The following is a 20,548-nucleotide window of genomic DNA, read 5'->3' as shown; positions in this document are numbered from 1 at the left end:
AAAAACGAAACGGACGTTGTAAGGTAATTCAGCGCATTAAAAATACCCGTCATACTTCAAGTTGCATGTGCGTTGGCTGCCAGTCACTTACTTCTGTAAGCGCCTGGGGACTCGCTCACTTGCCGCCTTCATGCGACTCGAATTATTTAGGGTATATATCTCGTTATCTATTCAACATAACAGCCAATAATTCGCCGGACACGCTGGCTAATTATTCCTCAATGTTATGCAGTCATTGATGGTTAAAGATAAATAATCGACCGACGGAGAAATACCCATGAAATCGTTTTCCGGGAAAGCGTCTTTAATGGCCACGCTGGTTGCCGCGCTGGTCGGCGCCAGCAGCGCGCAGGCAGCGGAAATTAAAATCGGGGTGGTATTACCCCTGAGCGGCGCCCTCAGCGGCTATGGCCAGCCGTCGCAGAAAGGTCTGGACATTATTCAGGCCATCACCCCGACGTTAAAAAATGGCGATACCATCAAGCTTATCGTTATCGATGATAAAAGCGACAAAGTCGAAGCGGCCAACGCCATGCAGCGGCTGGTCTCCAGCGATAAAGTGGATGCCGTGATCGGGGAAGTCACCTCCTCCAACACCCTGGCGATGACCAAAATCGCCGACGACAGCAAAACGCCGCTGGTCTCCTCCACCGCCACCAACGACAGGGTCACCCGCAACCATCCCTACGTCAGCCGGGTCTGCTTCTCGGACAGCTTCCAGGGGGTGGTCGGGGCCAATCTGGCCTCCCGCGATCTGAAAGCCAAAACCGCCGCCATCGTGTTTGACAGCAGCAACGATTACTCCGTCGGCCTGGCGAAAGCGTTCCGCACCCAGTTCCTGAAAAACGGCGGCACCATTCCCATCGAGGTCCAGGCCCCGGGCGGCAGCAAGGACTTTAAAGCCCAGCTGGCGAGCGTCAAGGCGAAGAATGTCGACATGATTTACATGCCGATCTACTACACCGAAGGGGCGCTGATTGCCGTGCAGTCTAAACAGCTGGGGCTCAACAAACCGGTGGTGGGCGGCGATGGTCTGGCCGCGGATCAGGTCTTCTTCGATGTCGGTAAAGACGCGGTCAACGGCTATATGACCACCGATTATTACTCGCCGAACGCCAAAGAGCAGACCCCGGCGGGGGAAACCTTCATCAAAGCCTGGGAAGCCAAATACCAGCAGCCGACCCATACCTGGGGCGCAATGGCGGCGGATGCCTATAACGTCATCGTCAACGCCATGAACCAGTGCAGCGATCCCCACGATCGGGTCTGCGTAAATGAAAAAATCCGCGCCACCAAAGATTTCCAGGGCGTGACCGGCACGCTGACCTTACAGAACGGCGATGCCATTCGCAGCGCGGTCATCAACGAAGTGAAAGATGGCAAGCTGGCGTTTCGTACCGTGGTTAACCCTTAAGTTGTGACGAGGCTACAAAATGGACGGCGCCATTTTTCTCCAGCAAGTGGTCAATGGAATGAGTCTTGGGGGCATGTACGCCCTGATTGCCATCGGTTATACGATGGTTTATGGCGTGCTGCGGCTGATCAACTTCGCCCATGCGGACGTGATGATGGTCGGCGCGTTTAGTACGCTGTTTTTATTTTCTTCGGTTGGGCTACCCTTCGGGGTAGCCGTTTTCCTCACCCTCGGGCTGTGCGGCCTGTTTGGTATGCTAATTGACCGGGTCGCCTATCGTCCGCTGCGTCAGGCCTCGAAAATCTCCATGCTGATCACCGCCATCGGCGTCAGCTTCTTCCTCGAAAACCTGTTTAACGTGCTGTTCGGCGGCAGCTCGCGCTTCTTCTCCGCCCCGGACTTTTTCAACCAGACCCGGGCCTTTGGCAGCGTCATCATTACCAACGTGGCGTGGATTGTGCCGCTGATCACCGTCCTGCTGCTGCTGGCGATCCTCTGGCTGCTGTACCGCACCCGCTATGGGATGGCGATCCGCGCGGTGGCCTTTGACGTCAACACCGTGCGCCTGATGGGCATTGACGCCAACCGGATCATCTCCCTGGTCTTCGCCCTCGGCAGTAGCCTCGCGGCGCTCGGCGGCGTGTTCTACTCCATCAGCTACCCGACGATCGATCCCCTGATGGGCGTGCTTATCGGCCTGAAGGCCTTTGCCGCCGCCGTGCTGGGCGGGATCGGCAGCGTCACCGGCGCGGTGCTGGGCGGCTTTATCCTCGGTTTTACCGAAGTGGTCGCGGTGGCGATCTTCCCCGAACTGGGCGGCTATAAAGATGCTTTCGCCTTCCTGTTCTTGATTCTGGTCCTCTTGTTCCGCCCGGTCGGCATTATGGGCGACGAACGTCTGGAAAGGAGCCGTTTCTGATGCTCAACGCGACGACGACCGCCGGGGCGCAGCTGCGCAACCTGGCCATTATTGTCATCTGTATCGCGCTGCTGGCCGGAATCAACGTGGTTTTCAATGACTACATTGTTCGCGTCATCAGCACCATTTTTATCTTTATGATCCTCGCGGTCAGCTACAACCTGATCAACGGCGTGACCGGCCAGCTGTCGCTGGAGCCGAACGGCTTCGTGGCGGTGGGCGCCTACGTCACCGCCCTGCTGATCCTCTCCAGCGACAGCAAGGTAGACATGTTTGAAATGGCCGCCCCCAGCCCGTGGATCCTCAGCCTGCACGCGGGTTTCCTCCCCGCCCTGCTGATAAGCGGCCTGTGCGCGGCGGCGCTGGCGGTGTGCCTCGCCGTGCCGGTCTTCCGGGTACGTGGCGACTACCTGGCCATTGTCACCCTCGGCTTTGGGTTTATCATCAAGATCCTCGCCATTAACAACCCGCAAATCACCAACGGCGCCATCGGGCTGAACGATATTCCGCAGCAGCCGCATCTCCTGTTCTGGTGCGGGCTGTTCGCCCTGCTGGCCACCGGCATGATCCTCCAGCTGGTGTGGTCGAAGTATGGCCGGATGATGAAAGCTATTCGCGACGATGAAGATGCGGCGATCGCCATGGGGGTCAACACCTTCCGCATTAAAACCTGCGCCTTCGCCACCAGCGCCTTCTTCGAAGGGATCGGCGGCGGTCTGCTGGCTTCCCTGCTGACCACCATCTCCCCGGGGCTGTTCGACTTTATGCTCACCTTCCAGCTGCTGATTATTATCGTCCTCGGCGGACTCGGCAGCACCACCGGCGCCCTGCTCGGCACCGTACTGGTGGTCGGCAGCGGCGAATGGCTGCGCTTCCTCGACCAGCCGCTGCAGTTCTTCGGTCACGATCTCGGCGCCTATCCGGGCCTGAGAATGGTGGTCTTCTCCCTGCTGCTGCTGATTATCATGCTCTTCGCCCGCGAAGGGCTGCTGGGGAAAAAAGAGATTTGGCAGACCGGAAGAAGGAGCGGCGGCTATGGCGGAAAATAAAATCATCCTGCAGGTGCAGGACGTCACCATGCAGTTTGGCGGCCTGCGGGCCATCGACAACGTCAGCTTCCATGTTGACGAGGCGGAGATCTTTGGCCTTATCGGCCCGAACGGCGCGGGTAAGACCACCCTGTTTAACGTCATCACCGCCAACTATAAGCCCACCAGCGGCAGCGTCACCCTCGCGGGCGCCTCGCTGAAGGGGCTGAAGCCCAACCAGGTGGTGAACGCCGGGATCGCCCGCACCTTCCAGAATATCCGGCTGTTTAACTCTATGACGGTGCTGGAGAACGTGATGGTCGGGCTCGACCGCGCCAGCCGCTATTCGCTGCTGGAGGCGGCCCTGCACATTGGCCGCTACTTTCCGGCCGAGCGGGCGGCGAAGGCCAAAGCGATGGCCATTCTGGAGGATATCGGCATCGCCCACTTCGCCCATATGCAGGCCACTAACCTGAGCTATGGCAACCAGCGCAAAGTGGAGATCGCCCGCGCGCTGGCCACCGCGCCGAAGCTGCTGCTGCTCGATGAGCCGGCTGCCGGGATGAACCCGAAGGAGACCGAGGATCTGGCGGAGCTGATCTTCCGCATGCGCCATGACTATCAGCTCAGCGTCCTGTTAATCGAGCACGATATGCCCTTCGTCAACCGCCTGTGCGAACGGGTGATGGTCCTGGAGTATGGTAAGCCATTGTTCAGCGGCCTGATGGCCGAGGCGATCCAGCATCCGGACGTCATTTCCGCTTATCTGGGAGAAGCCAATTATGCTTAACGCCCGGGAACTGAAGGTTTTTTACGGCGTGATCCAGGGGCTGAAGGGCATCGATATCGACGTCTATGACCGGGAGATCGTCACCCTGATCGGTAGCAATGGCGCCGGTAAAACCTCCACCCTCAATGGGATCGTCAACCTGGTGCGCTCCAGCGGGCGCGTCAGCTTCCTTAACGACGATATCTCGCGCAGTCAGACCCACCAGATCGTGCGCCGCGGGTTGGCGCTGGTGCCGGAGGGACGCCGGGTCTTTACCAACCTGACCATCGAAGAGAACCTGCGCATGGGCGCTTACAATAATCTCGCCGGCTACACCCGCCTGCGCGATCGCATGTACGCCCTCTTTCCACGGCTCAAGGAGCGGCGCCATCAGATGGCAGGCACCATGAGCGGCGGCGAGCAGCAGATGCTGGCCATCGCCCGGGCGCTGATGAGCGAGCCGGTGTTATTGATGCTGGATGAACCGAGCCTCGGGCTGGCGCCGAAAATTGTCGGCGAGCTGTTCGGCATCATTAAGCAACTGCGCGAAGAGAATATGACGGTGCTGCTGGTGGAGCAGAATGCGACGGCCGCGCTGGCGATCGCCGATCGGGCGTATGTCCTGGAGAATGGCCGGATCACCTTGTCAGGCGCGGCGCGGGAGATGCTGACTAATCCGGAAATTAAGCGGATGTATCTGGGGGGATAGGCATGGTCAAAACTGCCTGGGCTGCGGCGGCGCCTCCTGCGAGGCCGCAACCTCAGGCAGTCTCGTGCTACACAAAGCACACCTCGTTCCAGTAGGCTTCTCGCGTCCTGCGTCGCTCAGTATGTCTTATCATGACGGAACCACCGGGTTTCCACGTTGCCAATGTCTACGCCATAGAGGCTGGCCACCGGCAGGATCGCCTCCATGACGCGTTGGGTATCTTGCTGTCCGGCTTCACCGTTGGACAAAAAAGCCAGCCAGCCCGTTAACCGTTGCCACAATGCCACTTTCGTTTTCTCCTCTGTCGGGAAGCGTATCGCCTGGGTCTATTTCAACCACAGTTGGCCGGGTGCGGGAAATATTAATTCCGAATTTGCAATCCTGGCTGGCGCATATTACCCCCGGTCCTTTTCCCCTCACCCTAACCCTCTCCCTGAGGGAGAGGGAACCGCCCGGCAGTCGTTGCAGCCCCGGTATACAACGCGGGGCTAACGCCCATGCGCACGATGAACGGAAAATTACACCTATCCCCTCTCCCTCACCCTCTCTCCGGAGGGAGAGAGGGCCGCCCGGCAATCGTTGCCGCGCCGGGAAAACGCCAGCGGCGCATAAAGAATACCCATAAGTTTGTTAAGTTCTTTTTGGTTATAGATAAGAATTTTTTCTTCTTTGCCGCCGACGGGGAATTTGTGGGAGCGTGATGTCCACAAAACAAAACAGGGATTCAGGGGAAAAACTATGCGCAACAAAACCACAAAAATCGCACTGGCGCTGGGTATGCTGCTGCTCGCCTCGCAGGCGCAGGCCGACCAGCTGGCTGACATCAAAGCCGCTGGCGTCGTGAAAGTCGCCACCTTTGACGCCAACCCGCCGTTCGGCTCCGTAGACGCCAAAACCCACCATATCGTCGGCTACGACGTCGACTTTGCCCAGGCGCTGGCGAAAGCGCTCGGCGTCAAACTCGAGCTGGTGGCCACTAACCCGGCCAACCGTATTCCGCTGCTGCAGTCCGGCAAAGCCGACCTGATCGTCGCCGACATTACCATCACCCCGGAGCGGGCCCAGGTTATTGATTTCTCAACGCCGTATTTCGTCACCGGCCAGCAGTTCCTCGTGCCGGCCGGTTCTCCGGATAAGCTTGATGAGTACAGCAAAGCGCGCATCGGCGCGGTGAAAGGCACCACCGGCGAACAGGCCCTGCACCAGCGTTTCCCGCAGGCTCGCGTCCTCTCCTATGACGATATTCCGCTGGCCCTGACCGCCCTGCGCAACGGCAACGTCCAGGCCATCACCCAGGACAGCACCATCCTTGCCGGTCTGTTGGCGGAAGCGCCGGATAAAGCCAAGTTTAAAATTCTGCCCGACCTGCTCAGCAAAGAAGAGATTGGCGTGGGCGTGAAGAAAGGCGAACCGGCCCTGCTGAAGGCCGTCAACGATGAGCTGGTGAAGCTGGAGAAAACCGGCGAAGCCGCGAAAATTTACGATGTCTGGTTTGGCCCTGCCACTAAAACGCCGCAGCCGCGCGCCTTTACCATAGAAGCGAAATAATATGTTCTCGGGTTTATTCTCCCACTCCGCGGCCCCGGCCGCGGATTTTTCACGTCTGCAGCGCGCCAGCATAACGTTTCGTGAGGTGGCCAAGCGCTACGGCGATCATCAGGTGCTTAACGCCATCAACCTGCAGGTCGAGCCCGGCGAAGTGGTGGCGATCCTCGGTCCTTCCGGATCGGGAAAATCGACACTGATCCGCTTGATCAACCAGCTCGAATCCTTAAGCGGCGGCGAGATCCTGATCGACGGTAAACCCACCAGCCGGCTGAGCGGCAGCGCCTTGCGCCAGCTGCGCAGCCGCGTCGGCTTTGTCTTCCAGCAGTTCAACCTTTACGCCCACCTGACGGCGCAGGAGAACATCACGCTGGCGCTGGAGCGCGTCCACGGCTGGGGAAAAAGCGCGGCTCAGGAGCGGGCGCTTGCGCTGCTGCGCCAGGTCGGGCTGGAGGAGAAAGCGCAGCAGATGCCGGCGCAGCTCTCCGGCGGCCAGCAGCAGCGGGTGGCCATCGCCCGCGCTCTGGCCTCCTCGCCGCAGATTATCCTGTTCGACGAGCCCACCTCGGCCCTCGACCCGGAGATGATCGGCGAAGTGCTGCAGGTGATGAAAAACCTCGCCCACAGTGGGATCACCATGCTGGTGGTGACCCACGAGATGCAGTTTGCCCGCGAAATTGCCGACCGGGTGGTGTTTATCGACGGCGGCGACATTCTCGAGGTCGCCCCTCCGGCTGAGTTTTTCGCCCATCCGCAGCATGCCCGCGCGCGGCGTTTTCTGCAGAAGGTGCTGGATCCGCTGCACCAGGAGAGCCTCGAGTGACGCCGATGCTTGACTGGCACGGCGTCCTGAGCGGACAGCCGTTGCAATGGATTATCTCTGGTTTTCTCACCACCGTCTGGGTCAGCGTCGCCGGGATCCTGCTTGCCACTGCGCTGGCGGTCCTGCTGCTGGCCCTGCGTCTCGGCGGCGGCCGCGTGGGGCGCGGGCTGGTAGCCGCGTGGGTCTCGCTGTTTCGCAATACTCCGCTGCTGGTCCAGCTGCTGTTCTGGTACTTTGCCGCCTGGAACCTGCTGCCGCTGGCGGTGAAGGACGTGGTAAACGACGAGCACGCCTGGTCCATTCTGCCGGGCAACGTCTGGTGGCTGACGCCGGAGTTCCTCTGCTCAATGTGGGGGCTGGGGGTCTTTACCTCCGCCTTTCTGGTGGAAGAGATCGCCTCCGGACTGCGCGCCGTCAGCCACGGACAGCGGGAAGCCGCGCTGTCGCAGGGCTTTACCCCGTGGCAGGAGCTGCGCTTTATCCTCCTGCCGCAGGGACTGGCCAACGCCTGGCAGCCGATTGTCGGCCAGTATCTCAACCTGATGAAACTCTCATCGCTGGCCAGCGGCATCGGCTTTGCGGAACTGACTTATCAGGTGCGGCAGATTGAGAGCTATAACGCGCACGCCCTGGAGGCGTTTGCCGTTGGCACCGCGCTGTATCTGGCGCTGGGGGTGGCGATGGGCGTGGCGCTAACGCGTCTCGGCCCGGGAAGAAAACTGCAACGGAGCGCCCAACATGAACGCTAATCTGGCGGTGATCGCCGATAACCTTGATTACCTGCTGTGGGGCCGGCTGGCGGAGGGCCAGCCCGGCGGCGTGGCCCTGACCCTGCTGATGGCCATCGGCGCCACCCTGCTGGCGCTGCCGGGAGGCATTGCGCTGGCGGGGCTGGCCTGGCGCTACGGCGGGCTGACGCGACGTCTGCTGTTCCTGTGGGCGGAAATTATCCGCGGCATCCCGCTGATATTTGTCATCTTCTGGCTGTGGTATCTGCTGCCGATGCTGACCGGCGGCGATCTGCCCGGCGCGGTGACCGTGACCCTGGCGCTGGCGTGGTTTACCGCCGCCTCGGTGATGCATTCGGTGCTGGCCGGGCTGCAGTCGCTGCCGAAAGGACAGTATGAGGCGGCGCTGACCCAGGGGTTCGCCCCCGGGCAAACGCTGCGCCTGGTGCTGCTCCCGCAGGCGCTGCGCAACGTTCAGCCGTCGCTGGTGGGGATCTTTATCGGCCTGCTGAAGGACACTTCGCTGGCGTTTATCGTCAACGTCCCGGAGCTGACCACCGTGGCCGGCCAGGTCAACAACCGGGTGCAAATCTATCCCCTGGCGATCTTCGTCTTCACCGGCGCGGTGTACTACCTGCTGTGCTGCGGTCTGAGCCTGCTGGCCAGCCGGCGCTTTACCCGCCGCGCGACCGCCGGATAAGGCTCACTCCGCGGGGCGGGGCTTCAGCGGACAGGTATCGCTGATCTTAATAAATTTGTCGTTATAGATCAGATAGTGGTTCCCCGGCTGGCGCAACGCCGGCTGGCGAACTACGTCCCCGGGACGCAGATACCACGCGTCGCCCTCCTCTTCGGTCGAATCGCACCCGGGTTTAATCAGCAGCTTAAACCAGGTATTGCCGGTGTTGCTCACCGTCCCGGCCGCCTTATCGAAAGACCATTTAAACTGTACCTGCCGCGGGCGCACCACCAGGATGGTATCCATCACCACCACTGGCTCCATGCTGACTTCGCCGCCGGTCGGGCTGCGCCTCGTCAGGTTACGGGTGGGAATTTCACGAAACGAGACCCGATAGTAGCGCTCGCGGTTATCCCGCGGCCCATGATAATAAAATTTGAAATATTCGCTCTCCCCGGCCTGCAGCGCCAGCTGGCGGGGGGCGAACAGCAGTTCGCCATCCACCGACCGGGAGCGCACTTCGCTGCCGCCAGGGCGGTCGATGGCGCTGACGGTGATCCGGTACAGCCGCGCACTTTTATTGTTATTGACCACCCGTTTGCTGGCGAAATCCGCTTCAGCCGGCAGGGAAAAGGTCAGATTGCCGACCGAGATCGCCTGCGCCAGCGGCGCCGCCAGCAGGCAGCCCAGCGTCAGCAGGGCCTTAGTTAATGTTGCGCCACGTCGCCTGGACATGAATCTCTCCTGAAGCGCTGACTTCGCCAAACCAGCCGTTATCGTCTACCGTCCGCAGCGAAATGGCGTTATCCATCGGAATCGAAAATTTCACCGTGGTCTTATCCATCTGCCCCACTTCGCCGGAGATATCGGTCCACGGCGTGGTCAGCCACAGCGCATCGGTCATATCCCGCCAGCTGTCATCGCACCCGGCGTCGTAGGTCTGCGTCGCGCCGCTGCGGGTGATAAAAGAGAGCGTCGCCGGGAACGGCACTTTCGCCGTACCGTCATCGGAGCTGAAGAGACAGTAGGAGCGCCCACCAATCACCTGTGCCGGTCCGGTCACTTTGATCAGCACTTCGTCGGCGGCCGTTTTACCGCTGGTGGTGACGATGTAGCCGAAATCGAGCGCCGGTTCACCACTGCCGACATACCCCTCCCGCGACGGCGCCGAGGTATATTCGTCAGAGATAATGCTGATGCTGAAATCACGGGGCTTGATAATCAGCGTATTGGAGGTGGAAAACTCATACCAGCCTGACTCCGGCGAGGTGGTGTTCTGGAAGCGAAAGTTGAACAGATCCTTGGTATTGATATCGCTGATCCCGAGATTCACCATCTGCTTAAAGAAGTTACTGGAGAAGAACACATAGATCGCATCTGAGCTCTTCATCTCATTGAAGGTGTAGTAATAGGCGGTATTGCTCACCGGCTTCCATGAGCTGCCGTTGAGGCTGAACTGCATATCATACGCCCCGACGGCCGAGGCCAGCGACGAGTTGGCGATCGCCGGGAAAATATGGATCGACGTATTGCTTAACCCATTGGTCTGCAAGGTATAATTGACCATCTTACAGCTTAATCCTGAACGGCTGCCGATAGTCTGTGTCCGGCAGTCGGCGTTCCCTTCCCCAAGGGTTGGCACACCATCGCTGTTGATAAACACCTCCGCCAGCGAGTGGGTGTTTATCAACCGCAGGTTCGCGGCTTTGGTGTGGGTGACGTTGCGCACATACCAGTTGCCGGAGGCCTGATCCTTACAGCGCGCGCCGCTGCTGGCGTCGTAGTTCACCGAGGTCTGGCAGGCATTGATGGTCATCGTGAAGCTGCCGCCGACCGGCATCTGTTGCAGATACTGATAAAACGCGTCCGACATCATACCGTGCATCCACTTCGCGCCGCCGCTGGTCACCGTCGCGCCATAGAACCCGCTGGCGTCAGTGGTCTGCGGCAGGATCAGGCTGGTGGCCATATCGCACCCGGCGTACCAGTTGATGCAGCGCAGGCCGGTTAAGGGGTGCGAAACCGGCGAGTTTTCCAGCCACATATCAAACTTCCAGTTGGCATTGAGCCCGGTGTTGTAGCCGTTATCGATATAGCCGAGACTCTGCTGATAGATGGTCCCGGAGCCGGTGTATTTTAAGCCGGTCCAGCGGTTGGCGCCGGTCATGCGCGGATCCAGCGCCCCGCCGGGAGTGACGAAAAAGTTGTCGTCGGAGTTGTTTTCCACAAACACAAACTCGCGCGCCGGCGCATCCGACCAGGTGGTCTTGGTCACCGCCGCCCTGAGCGCAGCCGCCGGCCAGAGCAGCGCGAGGATCGCCAGGGCGATTAATGGGTTAACTTTCATTCTCTTCTCCTGTCTGCTGCACCGCCGCCCACGACGAGAGGCCGCTGCAAACCACATCCCCCACCCACACGGCGCCGCGCGCCTGGCTGAGCTCCAGCGCCACTTCGCAGGTTTTATTGCCGCCGTAGCTGAAATCGATCGTGGGGTATTTCTTATCCACATCCATAACAAACTCGCCGTTTTCATCGGTGCGGGTACGGCCGATATGGTTGTTAATCCGCGCATTCGCCAGCAGCGTGCCGTCTTCCGCCCGAATACGACCGGAGACGGTGACCATCTGCTTCACCTCTGGCTCAATCACCGCCACGTTGCCGGGATAGAGGGTCAGATGACTCTTGCGCCCGCTGACGATGTCGTAACTGTCGAGCGAGTTTTTGCTGTTCTGCAGCTCCACCTCATAGCGGCCATAAGGCGAGAGCGGCAGATAGTTACGCTTACCGCTGAGCGGGAAGATCCGCCCGTTGACCCTGGCGCTGATTTGACCATCGTCCTCCAGCCCGGTGTTGAAGATCACCCCGGCGTTGCCGTCGGTTCGTCCGCTGGCGGCGATATTTTTGCCCTGCCAGCCGACGCTGCCGCTGGCGGTGAGGTTGGTGTTGACGTAGCCGTCCGCTGCGCTGTTGACGTTCAGCGTGCCGCTGGCGTAGCGGGCGTCGAACTGGGCATACGCCCCGCCGCTGAGGGTTTTGTCATCCCCGGTATCGCCGGAGATGGCCCGCGACAGATTGGCGCCGATGGTGCGAATGGTGCCTTCATCAAACTGTTTACGCGCTGAGAGGTTAGCCATGGTGTAGCCGTTCTGATGGGTCATCCCGGCGCTGAACCAATTGCCCAGCGGCAGCGACAGATCGAGGGCGATATATTTCCCGGTGTTGGCGCTGCTGTCGCCATTGTTATAGCGCTGGATCCCCGCCCGCAGGCCGAGCGATCCAAAGGCGCCGCTGTAGACCGTCTGATAGTAATCCGCGGTGTAGTAATGGCTGTTGTAGCGGCGATCATCGTTGTAGCTCACGCTGAACGTCCCCAGCTTCGACCACAGCGCGTTCAGGTTGAGGGTGCCGCCGATCGCCCGGTTATCGGCATCGCTGCGCCGCAATTGATCGCCAATGCGGGTTCTCTCCTGGTTGACCCACACTGAACTAAAGCCCCCCGGCAACGTGGCGCTGATGCTGCCGACGCTGCTCCACGAGCTGTCGCTGGCCAGCATGTTTTGCAGGTTAACGTTGATCGCCTCGCCCAGCGGCAGCGTCAGGCGAGTTTCTCCCACCGCCTGGTTGTCGTAGCCATAGCCCGTTGCCGCCCAGCTCAGGGTGCTGAGCGACCCGGAGGCCGAGAGGCCCGCCAGCCAGCTCTCTTTCGCCGGCCGGGTCTTTTTTCCGCTCTCCGACCAGCGATCCATATGAAAACTGCCGCCCCATACCTGCCACGCCAGCGGCGCTCCGGCGCCGCGTCCCCGGCTGAACAGCTTATTGACCCGCTGGGTGCGTTTGCTGACCACCCGCCCGTTGACGATCACCTCCACTTCCACGTCGTAAATACCGTACGGCAGGCCGCGGGTATCCACTTCATGGTTGCCCATGGCGAAGTTCTGGACACTCAGCAACCGGCCGTCGCGGGTGAGATGCACCTCGCCCGCCGCCGGTAAAAAGGCAATCACCGGCGTGGCGGACTGGCTGTTGTCGAAGACGGTGGAGCTGGCCTGGTTCCCCCAGGAAAGGCCGTAAATCTTGCCCGCCGAAATAGCGGTCATCGGTCCCAGAGACTGCAGGTTCCAGGTGTCAAGCATCCCGCCGGCAAAGCGGTGGCCGGCGAAATCGCGTTCATACATGGCTTTATATAATTCACTGTCCTGCTGACCACTGCCGATGCCGTACAGCGAGCCGTCGAGCACCACGTGATGCTCACGCAGCGCCGTGACGTTGTTCAGCGACAGGTAGCTGGAGGTGTTGCTTCCCCCGTTGCGCATCTGGTTGTTATAGACGCCGAGGTTATAGCTCAGGTTGCTGCTCAGGGCGTTGACGCTCGACTGGCCGATGTCTTCGCTGCGCGAGCGCAGCACGGTGCCCAGCGCCTCGCGCTTGACCACCAGCTGCAGCAGTAGCTGGCGCAGGCTGAGATCCAGCTGCGCGCTGTCGGTCAGAGTAATGGTGAGCGCCTCGCTGAACGGGGCGTTGGCGAGGCCGATCAGCTGCTGTCGGGTCTGTTCACTGACGCTGGCGTTACCCTCATTGTCCTCCAGCCGGATCTGCCGAACGCGCAGCTGGCCGCCGTCCAGCCAGATAAAGGCGCTGCCGATCCGCTGATCGTCCCGGGTGTCCTGGCTGCCGGCAAGATGAATATAAAGAGGAACGCTCATGCCGTCCTGCAGCGCCTGGCTGAAGGCCTGCGGAATAATCACCCCGCCAATCTGCTGCGCGCCTGGGGCCGCCGCACTGGCGTCGGGCTGAACGAACAAAAAAAACATGCCGAAGGCAAGCCGCGTTTTCAGTCCTGGGGAAATCCGTTGTAGAGGCATCGTCGTTATCCATCTGCACAGCTGTCTATTTCACGGGAACAAACTGCTCACCCTGCCAAAGCGCAACCCGTCCTTTTTTATCCGCCGTGTCCACGCGCGTAAAACGGCGTGATTTACCCGGCATCAGGTAGTAGTTCTCTTTGCACTCCTTACCGTCGGCGGCCTTCAGGCAGGGGCCGTAGGCGAGGATCCGCAGCGTCGCATTCCCGGTGTTGGTCAGGGAGCCGTTGGCGTACTGAAAGCGGTAGTTCACCTGCCGGGGCGCCACCACCAGGATGGTGCCGATGCGAGCGGAAGCGGTGGCCACCGCGCTGCGGGTGGCGTTATCGCGCTGGGCATCGCTGAGCGCCTGGTCGAACCAGACAATGCGGTAGTAGCGCTCTTTGTTATCCGCCGGGCCTTTGTAGAAGAAGCGGATCACATCGCTGGCCTGGGCGGGTAGCAGCAGGCTGGCGGGAGTGAGCAGCACCTCATCCGGTTTATCCATCGGGATAACCTGTCCGTCGTCCAGCGGGGAAGAGAGCCGTTCGAGATGGATATTGATCAGGCGGCCGCTGTCGGTGCTGTTCTTGATCGTTTTGCTCAGCGTGCTGCTGCCGCTGTTCATAAAGGATGAGATATCGCCGACATCCAGCGCCTGCGCCGGCGATACTCCGGCAAGCAGCAGCCCGAGGGCCAGAAGGTGCTTTTTCATAACAATTCCGTCCGTGAAAAAAGCAGGGGGAGCCCCCCTGCTGGCGCATCACAAGGATCAGCTGGTCCAGGTGGCGTCGAACTGTACGCTGACGTCGCCGCTCCAGATCCCTTCCGGCAGGGTGCTGTAATCGGTCACGGCGGTGGTGCCGTCGGTGGTGCCGCTGATGATCGAGAAGGTGAAACCATCCTGCGCTGTGGTACGGCCGCTGGCGTTGTAGCCGTTAGCCAGCGCGCTGAGGTTGCCGCCCAGAACGTTGTTGGCGGTATCGATCATCACGGTATCACCGGTTTTTTCCACCGCTGCGCCGTTATAATCCACGCCCACGCTCAGCGTGGAGCCGGAGGTATCCAGCTGGGTTAAGGTGTTGGTGATAAGACGCGAGGTCAGCTTAAAGGCGGTCGCCGTTGCGTCACCCTCAATCGCCACGTCAAACAGACCTTTCTGCGAGTTAAAACCTTTAACGCCTTCGGCATACTGGAACGCCAGGCTGCCGAGCGGGGTGACCACCAGCTTGCTGGTGGTGTCTTTTTTGGCGGTCGCAGACCAGGTCGCTACAGCCTGAGCCGTTACGTCAGCAGCCTGCGCCACGCCCATACCGGTAAACGCCGTTACCAGAGCTATTGCCAGAACCTTTTTTTTCATCGCTTTTTCTTCCTGAGTTGAATTAAGGACATGATGTCCCGGTGAACCATTCAAAAATTAACTTGCCTGGGTGTTACTGAACTAATTTGTATATTTTGGAATACAGCTTGGCCTCGGCATTGCGCCGATGGGTATATACTGTCTTCACACTACAATTTTCAATTCTGGCGATCGATTTCGGCTGCATGCCCTGGGCGGTCATGCGGATAATTTTCATTTCCCGGTCTGTAATTTTATCTTTCTTAATATCTTTACGGAGAAACCTGCCATTAATCACATAGGCCAGCTCTTTTCGAATATCGCGACTCAGGCCAACATATACCACGCCGCGAATATCACTATTGTAATACCAGTAATTCGCTAAGGCTTCTGACTTCCTGGCCGCAATTAATACGACCTGTTTCCCCTTTACCGCGGATAGCCATTCGCTGTCGCGCCTGATAAACTCGTTTAACGAAGCCGTATTGAGATTGATAAACACGAAATCTTTTCTGATTTTCTCTAGCGACAGATAAATTAACTCGTCGATATCTACAATCAGTTCAGACAATCCTTTATAGAAGTAGGAGTCATCGGCAGACCAAATATACTTATCGGAACAGCTTTTATATTCCATATAGTTTTTAACCTCATAGTCCTTGAAGTAATCATTTTTAAAACGTCACTGCTTGCCAGGCCTATAAAGTTTACTGGCGTATTCGATTCCTTTAGTAAATCGCCATTAAATAAGACACGCATTACTTATCAGTATTGAATAAGCTGGGTTAAACTATAATTATTTTCTGCTTGGCGTTGAATTTAAGTTTTTTCCTATGGAGTGTCAACATGCGGGAAGGCAATGAATTTCGCGCCCAGGTCAATATTTACAAAAACTGAAAATATCTCATTTTTGAGCGAAAGAAAAAGGTATTTATTTTCATAAGGTTATTAGCAATATAACCCTCAATTCTTAGCTGAATTTTGTATTACCCAGGATCTTCACCCTATTATGTTAGGAATATTCTTAATGAAGGGCAGAATGCAGTTGTCAAATAAACCAAATTTATTCAAAAATAAAGAATATAAGTCTAAAAATCAGCAATAACCAGGATGATTCACCAATACATAAGACTCATAAATAGATTAACCTGCCGCACAAAATAGTTATATATATGTTAATTTTGCGGAATGATGAATGCTAAACAAAGGCAGAAGCATTATCTATTCGATTAAACAGACCTCATTAGCAAGATAAAACGAGTTTTGCCGATGGGTTCCTGCCGCACGGGGACGCCAGCCTCCGCGTTCCCGAAAGCATAGCCGCTTTTCGGCGCTTCGCCAGCGTACCGCGCACGGTGAACCGCTCACCGCCGCCCTTTCCCGCCTGTTCACGGTTTGTTCGCAATACCGTCATCGAAATTTCACATAAAGACCTATTAATAGTGGCCAGTTAATGACGAACCTGGACACTCTTATGAACAGCTCTCTTGCCGCGGTGGCCGAAACTGATTTCCAGCCGTTCACCGAACTCAATGCCGGCCGGCAGCGGAAGGTCTTAAGCGTGCGTAATCTGAGTAAAGCTTATCAAGCCCAGCACAAGGTGCTGGACGGCATCAGCTTTGATCTGCACGCTGGCGAAATGGTTGGCATCATAGGCCGCTCCGGCGCCGGTAAATCGACGCTCCTGCATGTCCTCAACGGTACCCACAGCGCCAGCGGCGGCGAAATTCTTAGCTACCCGGAAGTCGGTACCCCGCACGATGTCTCCCGGCTGAAAGGCCGCGCGCTCAATGCCTGGCGCAGCCACTGCGGGATGATTTTTCAGGACTTCTGCCTGGTGCCCCGTCTCGATGTGCTCACCAACGTCCTGCTGGGCCGCCTCAGCCAGACCTCAACCCTGAAATCGCTGTTTAAAATCTTTCCTGAAGCCGACCGGGCGCGCGCCATTGCGCTGCTCGAGTGGATGAACATGTTGCCGCACGCGCTGCAGCGGGCGGAGAACCTCTCCGGCGGGCAGATGCAGCGGGTGGCGATCTGCCGGGCGCTGATGCAGAACCCCGGCATCCTGCTGGCCGACGAGCCTGTCGCCTCGCTGGATCCGAAAAACACCCAGCGCATCATGGATGTGTTGCGCGAAATTAGCGAGCAGGGCATCAGCGTGATGGTAAACCTGCATTCGGTAGAGCTGGTGAAGACCTACTGCACCCGGGTTATCGGCGTCGCCAGCGGCCAGCTTATTTTTGACGATCACCCCTCCCGGCTGACGCAGGATGTGCTGCAGCGGCTGTACGGCGATGAAGTTAGCCAATTGCATTAATTTCACTCACACGGGCAACATAATGAAAAAATCTATGACTGGCGCAGTTCGTTTATCCGCAATGGTCGCGGGCATGATGATGGCATGGCAGGCAGCGGCGGCGCAGCCGAAAGAGCTGAATCTGGGCATTCTCGGCGGCCAGAACGCCACCCAGCAAATCGGCGATAACCAGTGCGTGAAGGCCTTCCTCGATAAAGAGCTGAACGTGGACACCAAACTGCGCAACTCTTCCGACTATTCCGGGGTGATCCAGGGTCTGCTGGGAGGGAAAGTCGACGTGGTGCTGAGCATGTCTCCCTCCTCTTACGCCTCGGTTTATCTTAATAACCCCAAAGCGGTGGATATCGTCGGTATCGCCGTGGACGACAAAGATCAGTCTCGCGGCTACCACTCGGTGGTGATTGTCAAAGCTGACTCCCCGTATAAAACGCTGGACGATTTAAAAGGCAAAGCCTTCGGCTTCGCCGACCCGGACTCCACTTCCGGGTATCTGATCCCTAACCATGCGTTTAAAGAAAAATTTGGCGGTAACGCCGACAACAAATACAACAACACCTTCTCCAGCGTCACCTTCTCCGGTGGCCACGAGCAGGACATCCTCGGCGTGCTGAATGGCCAGTTCGCGGGCGCGGTCACCTGGGCCTCAATGGTGGGCGATTACAACACCGGCTACACCACCGGCGCGTTCAACCGCCTGATTCGCATGGATCATCCGGATCTGATGAAGCAGATCCGCATTATCTGGCAATCGCCGCTGATCCCGAACGGCCCGATCCTGGTGAGCAATGCGCTGCCAGCGGACTTTAAGGCGAAGGTCGTGGCGGCGGTGAAAAAACTGGATACTGAGGATCACGCCTGCTTTATCAAAGCGATGGGCGGTACTCAGCACATCGGCCCGGGCAGCGTGGCTGACTTCCAGCAGATTATTGATATGAAACGCGAGCTGGTGAGCGCGCGTTAATCCTGCCTCAACGCCGCCTGCTTGCCCCGAGGTGAGCGGCGGCGCTACGTTGAAGATCCCCGACGCATGAAGACGACCCACACCGAATTTGAACGCTATTACCAGCAGGTACGCTCGCGGCAAAAGCGCGATGCCGTCTGCTGGTCGCTGCTACTGCTGGCGCTCTATTTTGCCGCCGGCAGCGCCGCGGAATTTAATCTGCTGACTATCTGGCACTCGCTGCCCCATTTCTTTGACTATATGGCAGAGACCATTCCGCCCCTGAGCGCCGGCAACCTGTTCGCCGACGTGCAGACCAAAGGCTCGCTGGCCTGGTGGGGCTATCGCCTGCCGATCCAGCTGCCGCTGATCTGGGAAACTCTGCAGCTGGCGCTGGCCTCAACCCTGGTGGCCGTCGCCATTGCCACGGTTTTCGCGTTTCTTGCCGCCAATAACGCCTGGTCCCCGGCGCCGGTGCGCTTTGCCATTCGCGTGCTGGTGGCGTTTTTGCGCACCATGCCCGAGCTGGCGTGGGCGGTGATCTTTGTGATGGCGTTCGGCATCGGCGCGATTCCGGGCTTTCTGGCGCTGATGCTGCATACCGTCGGCAGCCTGACCAAACTGTTCTACGAGGCGGTGGAAAGCGCGCAAAACAAGCCGGTACGCGGCCTGTCTGCCTGCGGCGCATCCCCGCTGCAGAAAATTCGCTTCGCCCTGTGGCCTCAGGTGAAACCGCTGTTTCTCTCCTATGGCTTTATGCGGCTTGAAATCAACTTCCGCTCGTCGACCATTCTCGGGCTGGTGGGCGCGGGCGGCATCGGCCAGGAGCTGATGACCAACATCAAGCTCGACCGCTACGATCAGGTGAGTATCACCCTGCTGCTGATCATTCTGGTGGTGTCGGCGCTGGACATGCTGTCCGGTCGTCTGCGCCTGTGGGTACTGGAGGGTAAGAAATGAGCGTCTGGCACATGCAACCGGATATCGCCGCCAGCCGGCGGCAGCATAAGCAGCTCTATCAGGTCCAGGGGCGCTACCTGCGCTACGTCGGGCTGGTGGCGCTGGCCTGCCTGCTCTATTACGTCTGGTTTTTTCTGCAGTTCGGCATCAGCAGCGAACAGCTGACCACCGGCCTGCAGCAGATTGGCCGCTATCTGGCGCGGATGTTCGTCTGGCACGACTTCTGGAACTGGCCGTTCGGCTATTACTTCACGCAAATCGGCATCACCCTGGCTATCGTCTTCGCCGGGACGCTCACCGCCACGGTGCTGGCGCTGCTGCTCTCCTTCTTCGCCGCCCGCAACATCATGCGCGGCGTGGTGCTGGGGACCCTTGCCCTGCTGATGCGCCGCCTGTTTGATGTGCTGCGCGGGATCGACATGGCTATCTGGGGGCTGATTTTCGTGCGCGCGGTAGGCCTCGGGCCGCTGGCCGGGGTGCTGGCGATCATCATGCAGGACACCGGCCTGCTGGGACGGCTGTACGCGGAAGGACACGAAGCGGTGGACCGCTCCCCCGGGCGCGGACTGACCGCCGTGGGCGCGAACGGCCTGCAAAAGCATCGCTTTGGCATTTTTACCCAGTCGTTCCCGACCTTCCTCGCATTGAGCCTGTATCAGATTGAATCCAACACCCGCTCCGCGGCGGTGCTGGGCTTCGTCGGCGCCGGCGGTATTGGGCTTATCTATGCCGAGAATATGCGCCTGTGGAACTGGGATGTGGTGATGTTTATCACCCTGCTGCTGGTGGCGGTGGTGATGATCATGGACACCCTCTCCGCCTGGCTGCGCCGTCGCTATATCGGCGGCGCCGTGGTGCCGCTGTATCAGGACGAACGCTAGCGCACCTTTGTGCCGGGTGGCGGCTACGCCTTACCCGGCCTACAGGATCCTCTCACAGGTTCACACGCCGTAGGCCCGCGCAAGCGCAGCGCCGCCGGGCGATGGCATCAGGCACGGCGCTGCGTTTATGCCGGGTGGCGGCTGTGCCTTACCCGGCCTACGGCCCGAGCAGCCAGTCATTAATTTATCCACTTGCGCGACTGAAACTGCCGGTGCTGGCGGCCTCAACATCGCTGAGACGTTCCCGGAAGGCCGGGGCAGCCCGCATGGATGCGGGCTGAGGGCCGTGTTTTGCAGGGACGCTGCCTCGGCCCGACCCGAAGCCTGCAGGGATAAGTCGAAGGCACCACGCAGTGGCGATGTTGCTGGCCGGAGCCCGGGGGTACAGGGGGCGGCGGCGACTGGCCGCCCCCTGTGCGCTCCAGGCACCATGAGTGACATAGCGCAGAAAAAATATTGGGAGCGCAATCTGCCCGGAAAAAGCCCAGGAGTGGTAGCCCTGCTAAACGCAGCGCGAGCAGGGACATTTCCGGTTGCGCCGATATTCCGCCGGGTGGCGGCTGCGCCTTACCCGGCCTACTCGTCCGGCTCCGACTGTCTGTAGGCCCGGCAAGCGCAGCGCCGCCGCGCGAGACAGCGGGTACAGAGCCGCTTTA

20 protein-coding genes and 1 pseudogene are annotated in these 20,548 nt (G+C 59.1%); 13 read left to right on the top strand and 8 right to left on the bottom strand.

Going from position 1 to position 20,548, the window contains the following annotated elements:
• Positions 1–210: 210 nt before the first annotated feature.
• Positions 211–315, bottom strand: a pseudogene (locus ABLU50_RS00440) (hypothetical protein); the annotation flags it as partial.
• Here ABLU50_RS00440 and ABLU50_RS00435 point away from each other — a divergent pair.
• From ABLU50_RS00435 to ABLU50_RS00415, 5 genes are read left to right on the top strand one after another with little or no spacing between them, the layout of a single operon-like run.
• Positions 308–1,414, top strand: coding sequence for an ABC transporter substrate-binding protein (locus ABLU50_RS00435; protein ID WP_004147267.1), 1,107 nt, complete (start codon positions 308–310; stop codon positions 1,412–1,414). The pseudogene ABLU50_RS00440 and the gene ABLU50_RS00435 overlap by 8 nt on opposite strands.
• A gap of 19 nt (positions 1,415–1,433) precedes the next feature.
• Positions 1,434–2,333: a branched-chain amino acid ABC transporter permease gene (locus ABLU50_RS00430; protein WP_002890128.1), complete on the top strand. Its 900-nt coding sequence runs from the start codon at positions 1,434–1,436 to the stop codon at positions 2,331–2,333.
• Positions 2,333–3,382, top strand: coding sequence for a branched-chain amino acid ABC transporter permease (locus ABLU50_RS00425; protein WP_002890127.1), 1,050 nt, complete (start codon positions 2,333–2,335; stop codon positions 3,380–3,382). Before ABLU50_RS00430 ends, ABLU50_RS00425 begins: the two co-directional genes overlap by 1 nt.
• On the top strand, positions 3,369–4,151 hold the full coding sequence (locus tag ABLU50_RS00420) for an ABC transporter ATP-binding protein (RefSeq protein ID WP_017900983.1): 783 nt from the start codon (positions 3,369–3,371) through the stop codon (positions 4,149–4,151). The genes ABLU50_RS00425 and ABLU50_RS00420 overlap by 14 nt, the downstream gene beginning before the upstream one ends.
• Positions 4,144–4,839, top strand: a complete 696-nt coding sequence (locus ABLU50_RS00415) for an ABC transporter ATP-binding protein (RefSeq protein ID WP_087832594.1) — start codon at positions 4,144–4,146, stop codon at positions 4,837–4,839. Before ABLU50_RS00420 ends, ABLU50_RS00415 begins: the two co-directional genes overlap by 8 nt.
• 116 nt (positions 4,840–4,955) lie before the next feature.
• On the opposite strand, the gene ABLU50_RS00410 is transcribed toward ABLU50_RS00415, so the two are convergent.
• Complete coding sequence (locus ABLU50_RS00410; protein ID WP_002890108.1) at positions 4,956–5,126, bottom strand: hypothetical protein; 171 nt, start codon at positions 5,124–5,126, stop codon at positions 4,956–4,958.
• Positions 5,127–5,577: 451 nt separating this feature from the next.
• On the opposite strand from ABLU50_RS00410, the gene ABLU50_RS00405 reads away from it, so the two are divergent.
• The 4 genes from ABLU50_RS00405 to ABLU50_RS00390 are packed head-to-tail and all read left to right on the top strand — an operon-like array spanning position 5,578 to position 8,635.
• On the top strand, positions 5,578–6,387 hold the full coding sequence (locus ABLU50_RS00405) for an ABC transporter substrate-binding protein (RefSeq protein WP_002890106.1): 810 nt from the start codon (positions 5,578–5,580) through the stop codon (positions 6,385–6,387).
• A 1-nt stretch (position 6,388) separates the two neighbouring features.
• The gene (locus ABLU50_RS00400; protein ID WP_004204909.1) at positions 6,389–7,207 is read left to right on the top strand and encodes an amino acid ABC transporter ATP-binding protein; all 819 of its coding nucleotides are present in this window, start codon (positions 6,389–6,391) and stop codon (positions 7,205–7,207) included.
• Positions 7,204–7,956, top strand: coding sequence for an amino acid ABC transporter permease (locus ABLU50_RS00395; RefSeq protein ID WP_017900980.1), 753 nt, complete (start codon positions 7,204–7,206; stop codon positions 7,954–7,956). Before ABLU50_RS00400 ends, ABLU50_RS00395 begins: the two co-directional genes overlap by 4 nt.
• Positions 7,946–8,635, top strand: coding sequence for an amino acid ABC transporter permease (locus ABLU50_RS00390; protein ID WP_017900979.1), 690 nt, complete (start codon positions 7,946–7,948; stop codon positions 8,633–8,635). Before ABLU50_RS00395 ends, ABLU50_RS00390 begins: the two co-directional genes overlap by 11 nt.
• A 3-nt stretch (positions 8,636–8,638) precedes the next feature.
• Here the strand turns inward: ABLU50_RS00390 and ABLU50_RS00385 are convergent, their stop codons facing one another.
• From ABLU50_RS00385 to ABLU50_RS00360, 6 genes are all read right to left on the bottom strand, one after another.
• On the bottom strand, positions 8,639–9,349 hold the full coding sequence (locus tag ABLU50_RS00385) for a fimbria/pilus periplasmic chaperone (RefSeq protein ID WP_087832595.1): 711 nt from the start codon (positions 9,347–9,349) through the stop codon (positions 8,639–8,641).
• Complete coding sequence (gene ecpD, locus ABLU50_RS00380; protein ID WP_004204915.1) at positions 9,318–10,961, bottom strand: fimbrial adhesin EcpD; 1,644 nt, start codon at positions 10,959–10,961, stop codon at positions 9,318–9,320. Before ecpD ends, ABLU50_RS00385 begins: the two co-directional genes overlap by 32 nt.
• Positions 10,951–13,476, bottom strand: a complete 2,526-nt coding sequence (locus ABLU50_RS00375) for a fimbrial biogenesis outer membrane usher protein (RefSeq protein WP_023319818.1) — start codon at positions 13,474–13,476, stop codon at positions 10,951–10,953. Before ABLU50_RS00375 ends, ecpD begins: the two co-directional genes overlap by 11 nt.
• A gap of 25 nt (positions 13,477–13,501) precedes the next feature.
• Positions 13,502–14,170, bottom strand: coding sequence for a hypothetical protein (locus ABLU50_RS00370; protein WP_017900976.1), 669 nt, complete (start codon positions 14,168–14,170; stop codon positions 13,502–13,504).
• Positions 14,171–14,227: 57 nt separating this feature from the next.
• Complete coding sequence (gene ecpA / locus ABLU50_RS00365; protein ID WP_004204919.1) at positions 14,228–14,815, bottom strand: common pilus major fimbrillin subunit EcpA; 588 nt, start codon at positions 14,813–14,815, stop codon at positions 14,228–14,230.
• A gap of 73 nt (positions 14,816–14,888) precedes the next feature.
• Complete coding sequence (locus tag ABLU50_RS00360) at positions 14,889–15,431, bottom strand: helix-turn-helix transcriptional regulator (RefSeq protein WP_004144585.1); 543 nt, start codon at positions 15,429–15,431, stop codon at positions 14,889–14,891.
• Between the two features lie 837 nt (positions 15,432–16,268).
• Here ABLU50_RS00360 and phnC point away from each other — a divergent pair.
• The 4 genes from phnC (at position 16,269) to phnE (ABLU50_RS00340) (ending at position 19,892) form a co-directional block, all read left to right on the top strand.
• Positions 16,269–17,111, top strand: a complete 843-nt coding sequence (gene phnC / locus ABLU50_RS00355) for a phosphonate ABC transporter ATP-binding protein (protein WP_004204921.1) — start codon at positions 16,269–16,271, stop codon at positions 17,109–17,111.
• A 22-nt stretch (positions 17,112–17,133) separates the two neighbouring features.
• Positions 17,134–18,072, top strand: a complete 939-nt coding sequence (gene phnD, locus ABLU50_RS00350; RefSeq protein WP_032426081.1) for a phosphonate ABC transporter substrate-binding protein — start codon at positions 17,134–17,136, stop codon at positions 18,070–18,072.
• A 66-nt stretch (positions 18,073–18,138) separates the two neighbouring features.
• Positions 18,139–19,011 (top strand): phosphonate ABC transporter, permease protein PhnE, encoded by an 873-nt coding sequence (gene phnE, locus ABLU50_RS00345; RefSeq protein ID WP_046654669.1) that lies wholly within the window; start codon positions 18,139–18,141, stop codon positions 19,009–19,011.
• Positions 19,008–19,892, top strand: a complete 885-nt coding sequence (phnE, locus tag ABLU50_RS00340; RefSeq protein ID WP_087832596.1) for a phosphonate ABC transporter, permease protein PhnE — start codon at positions 19,008–19,010, stop codon at positions 19,890–19,892. The genes phnE (ABLU50_RS00345) and phnE (ABLU50_RS00340) overlap by 4 nt, the downstream gene beginning before the upstream one ends.
• The last annotated feature ends 656 nt before the right edge of the window (positions 19,893–20,548 follow it).

The organism is Klebsiella sp. GG_Kp173 (genome assembly GCF_040062415.1).
GTDB classification, from domain to species: Bacteria; Pseudomonadota; Gammaproteobacteria; order Enterobacterales; family Enterobacteriaceae; genus Klebsiella; species Klebsiella quasipneumoniae.
Note: the sequence above shows the minus strand (reverse complement) of the source record. Positions and strands in the feature narration are given on the sequence as shown.

What these genes read in the sequence shown, in the direction of transcription:
- ABLU50_RS00435 (WP_004147267.1), top strand. Translation starts at nt 308, where the DNA reads ATGGCCACGCTGGTTGCCGCGCTGGTCGGCGCCAGCAGCGCGCAGGCA.
- ABLU50_RS00430 (WP_002890128.1), top strand. Translation starts at nt 1,434, where the DNA reads ATGGACGGCGCCATTTTTCTCCAGCAAGTGGTCAATGGAATGAGTCTT.
- ABLU50_RS00425 (WP_002890127.1), top strand. Translation starts at nt 2,333, where the DNA reads ATGCTCAACGCGACGACGACCGCCGGGGCGCAGCTGCGCAACCTGGCC.
- ABLU50_RS00420 (WP_017900983.1), top strand. Translation starts at nt 3,369, where the DNA reads ATGGCGGAAAATAAAATCATCCTGCAGGTGCAGGACGTCACCATGCAG.
- ABLU50_RS00415 (WP_087832594.1), top strand. Translation starts at nt 4,144, where the DNA reads ATGCTTAACGCCCGGGAACTGAAGGTTTTTTACGGCGTGATCCAGGGG.
- ABLU50_RS00405 (WP_002890106.1), top strand. Translation starts at nt 5,578, where the DNA reads ATGCGCAACAAAACCACAAAAATCGCACTGGCGCTGGGTATGCTGCTG.
- ABLU50_RS00400 (WP_004204909.1), top strand. Translation starts at nt 6,389, where the DNA reads ATGTTCTCGGGTTTATTCTCCCACTCCGCGGCCCCGGCCGCGGATTTT.
- ABLU50_RS00390 (WP_017900979.1), top strand. Translation starts at nt 7,946, where the DNA reads ATGAACGCTAATCTGGCGGTGATCGCCGATAACCTTGATTACCTGCTG.
- ABLU50_RS00385 (WP_087832595.1), bottom strand. Translation starts at nt 9,349, where the DNA reads ATGTCCAGGCGACGTGGCGCAACATTAACTAAGGCCCTGCTGACGCTG.
- ecpD (WP_004204915.1), bottom strand. Translation starts at nt 10,961, where the DNA reads ATGAAAGTTAACCCATTAATCGCCCTGGCGATCCTCGCGCTGCTCTGG.
- ABLU50_RS00375 (WP_023319818.1), bottom strand. Translation starts at nt 13,476, where the DNA reads ATGCCTCTACAACGGATTTCCCCAGGACTGAAAACGCGGCTTGCCTTC.
- ABLU50_RS00370 (WP_017900976.1), bottom strand. Translation starts at nt 14,170, where the DNA reads ATGAAAAAGCACCTTCTGGCCCTCGGGCTGCTGCTTGCCGGAGTATCG.
- ecpA (WP_004204919.1), bottom strand. Translation starts at nt 14,815, where the DNA reads ATGAAAAAAAAGGTTCTGGCAATAGCTCTGGTAACGGCGTTTACCGGT.
- ABLU50_RS00360 (WP_004144585.1), bottom strand. Translation starts at nt 15,431, where the DNA reads ATGGAATATAAAAGCTGTTCCGATAAGTATATTTGGTCTGCCGATGAC.
- phnC (WP_004204921.1), top strand. Translation starts at nt 16,269, where the DNA reads ATGAACAGCTCTCTTGCCGCGGTGGCCGAAACTGATTTCCAGCCGTTC.
- phnD (WP_032426081.1), top strand. Translation starts at nt 17,134, where the DNA reads ATGAAAAAATCTATGACTGGCGCAGTTCGTTTATCCGCAATGGTCGCG.
- phnE (WP_046654669.1), top strand. Translation starts at nt 18,139, where the DNA reads ATGAAGACGACCCACACCGAATTTGAACGCTATTACCAGCAGGTACGC.
- phnE (WP_087832596.1), top strand. Translation starts at nt 19,008, where the DNA reads ATGAGCGTCTGGCACATGCAACCGGATATCGCCGCCAGCCGGCGGCAG.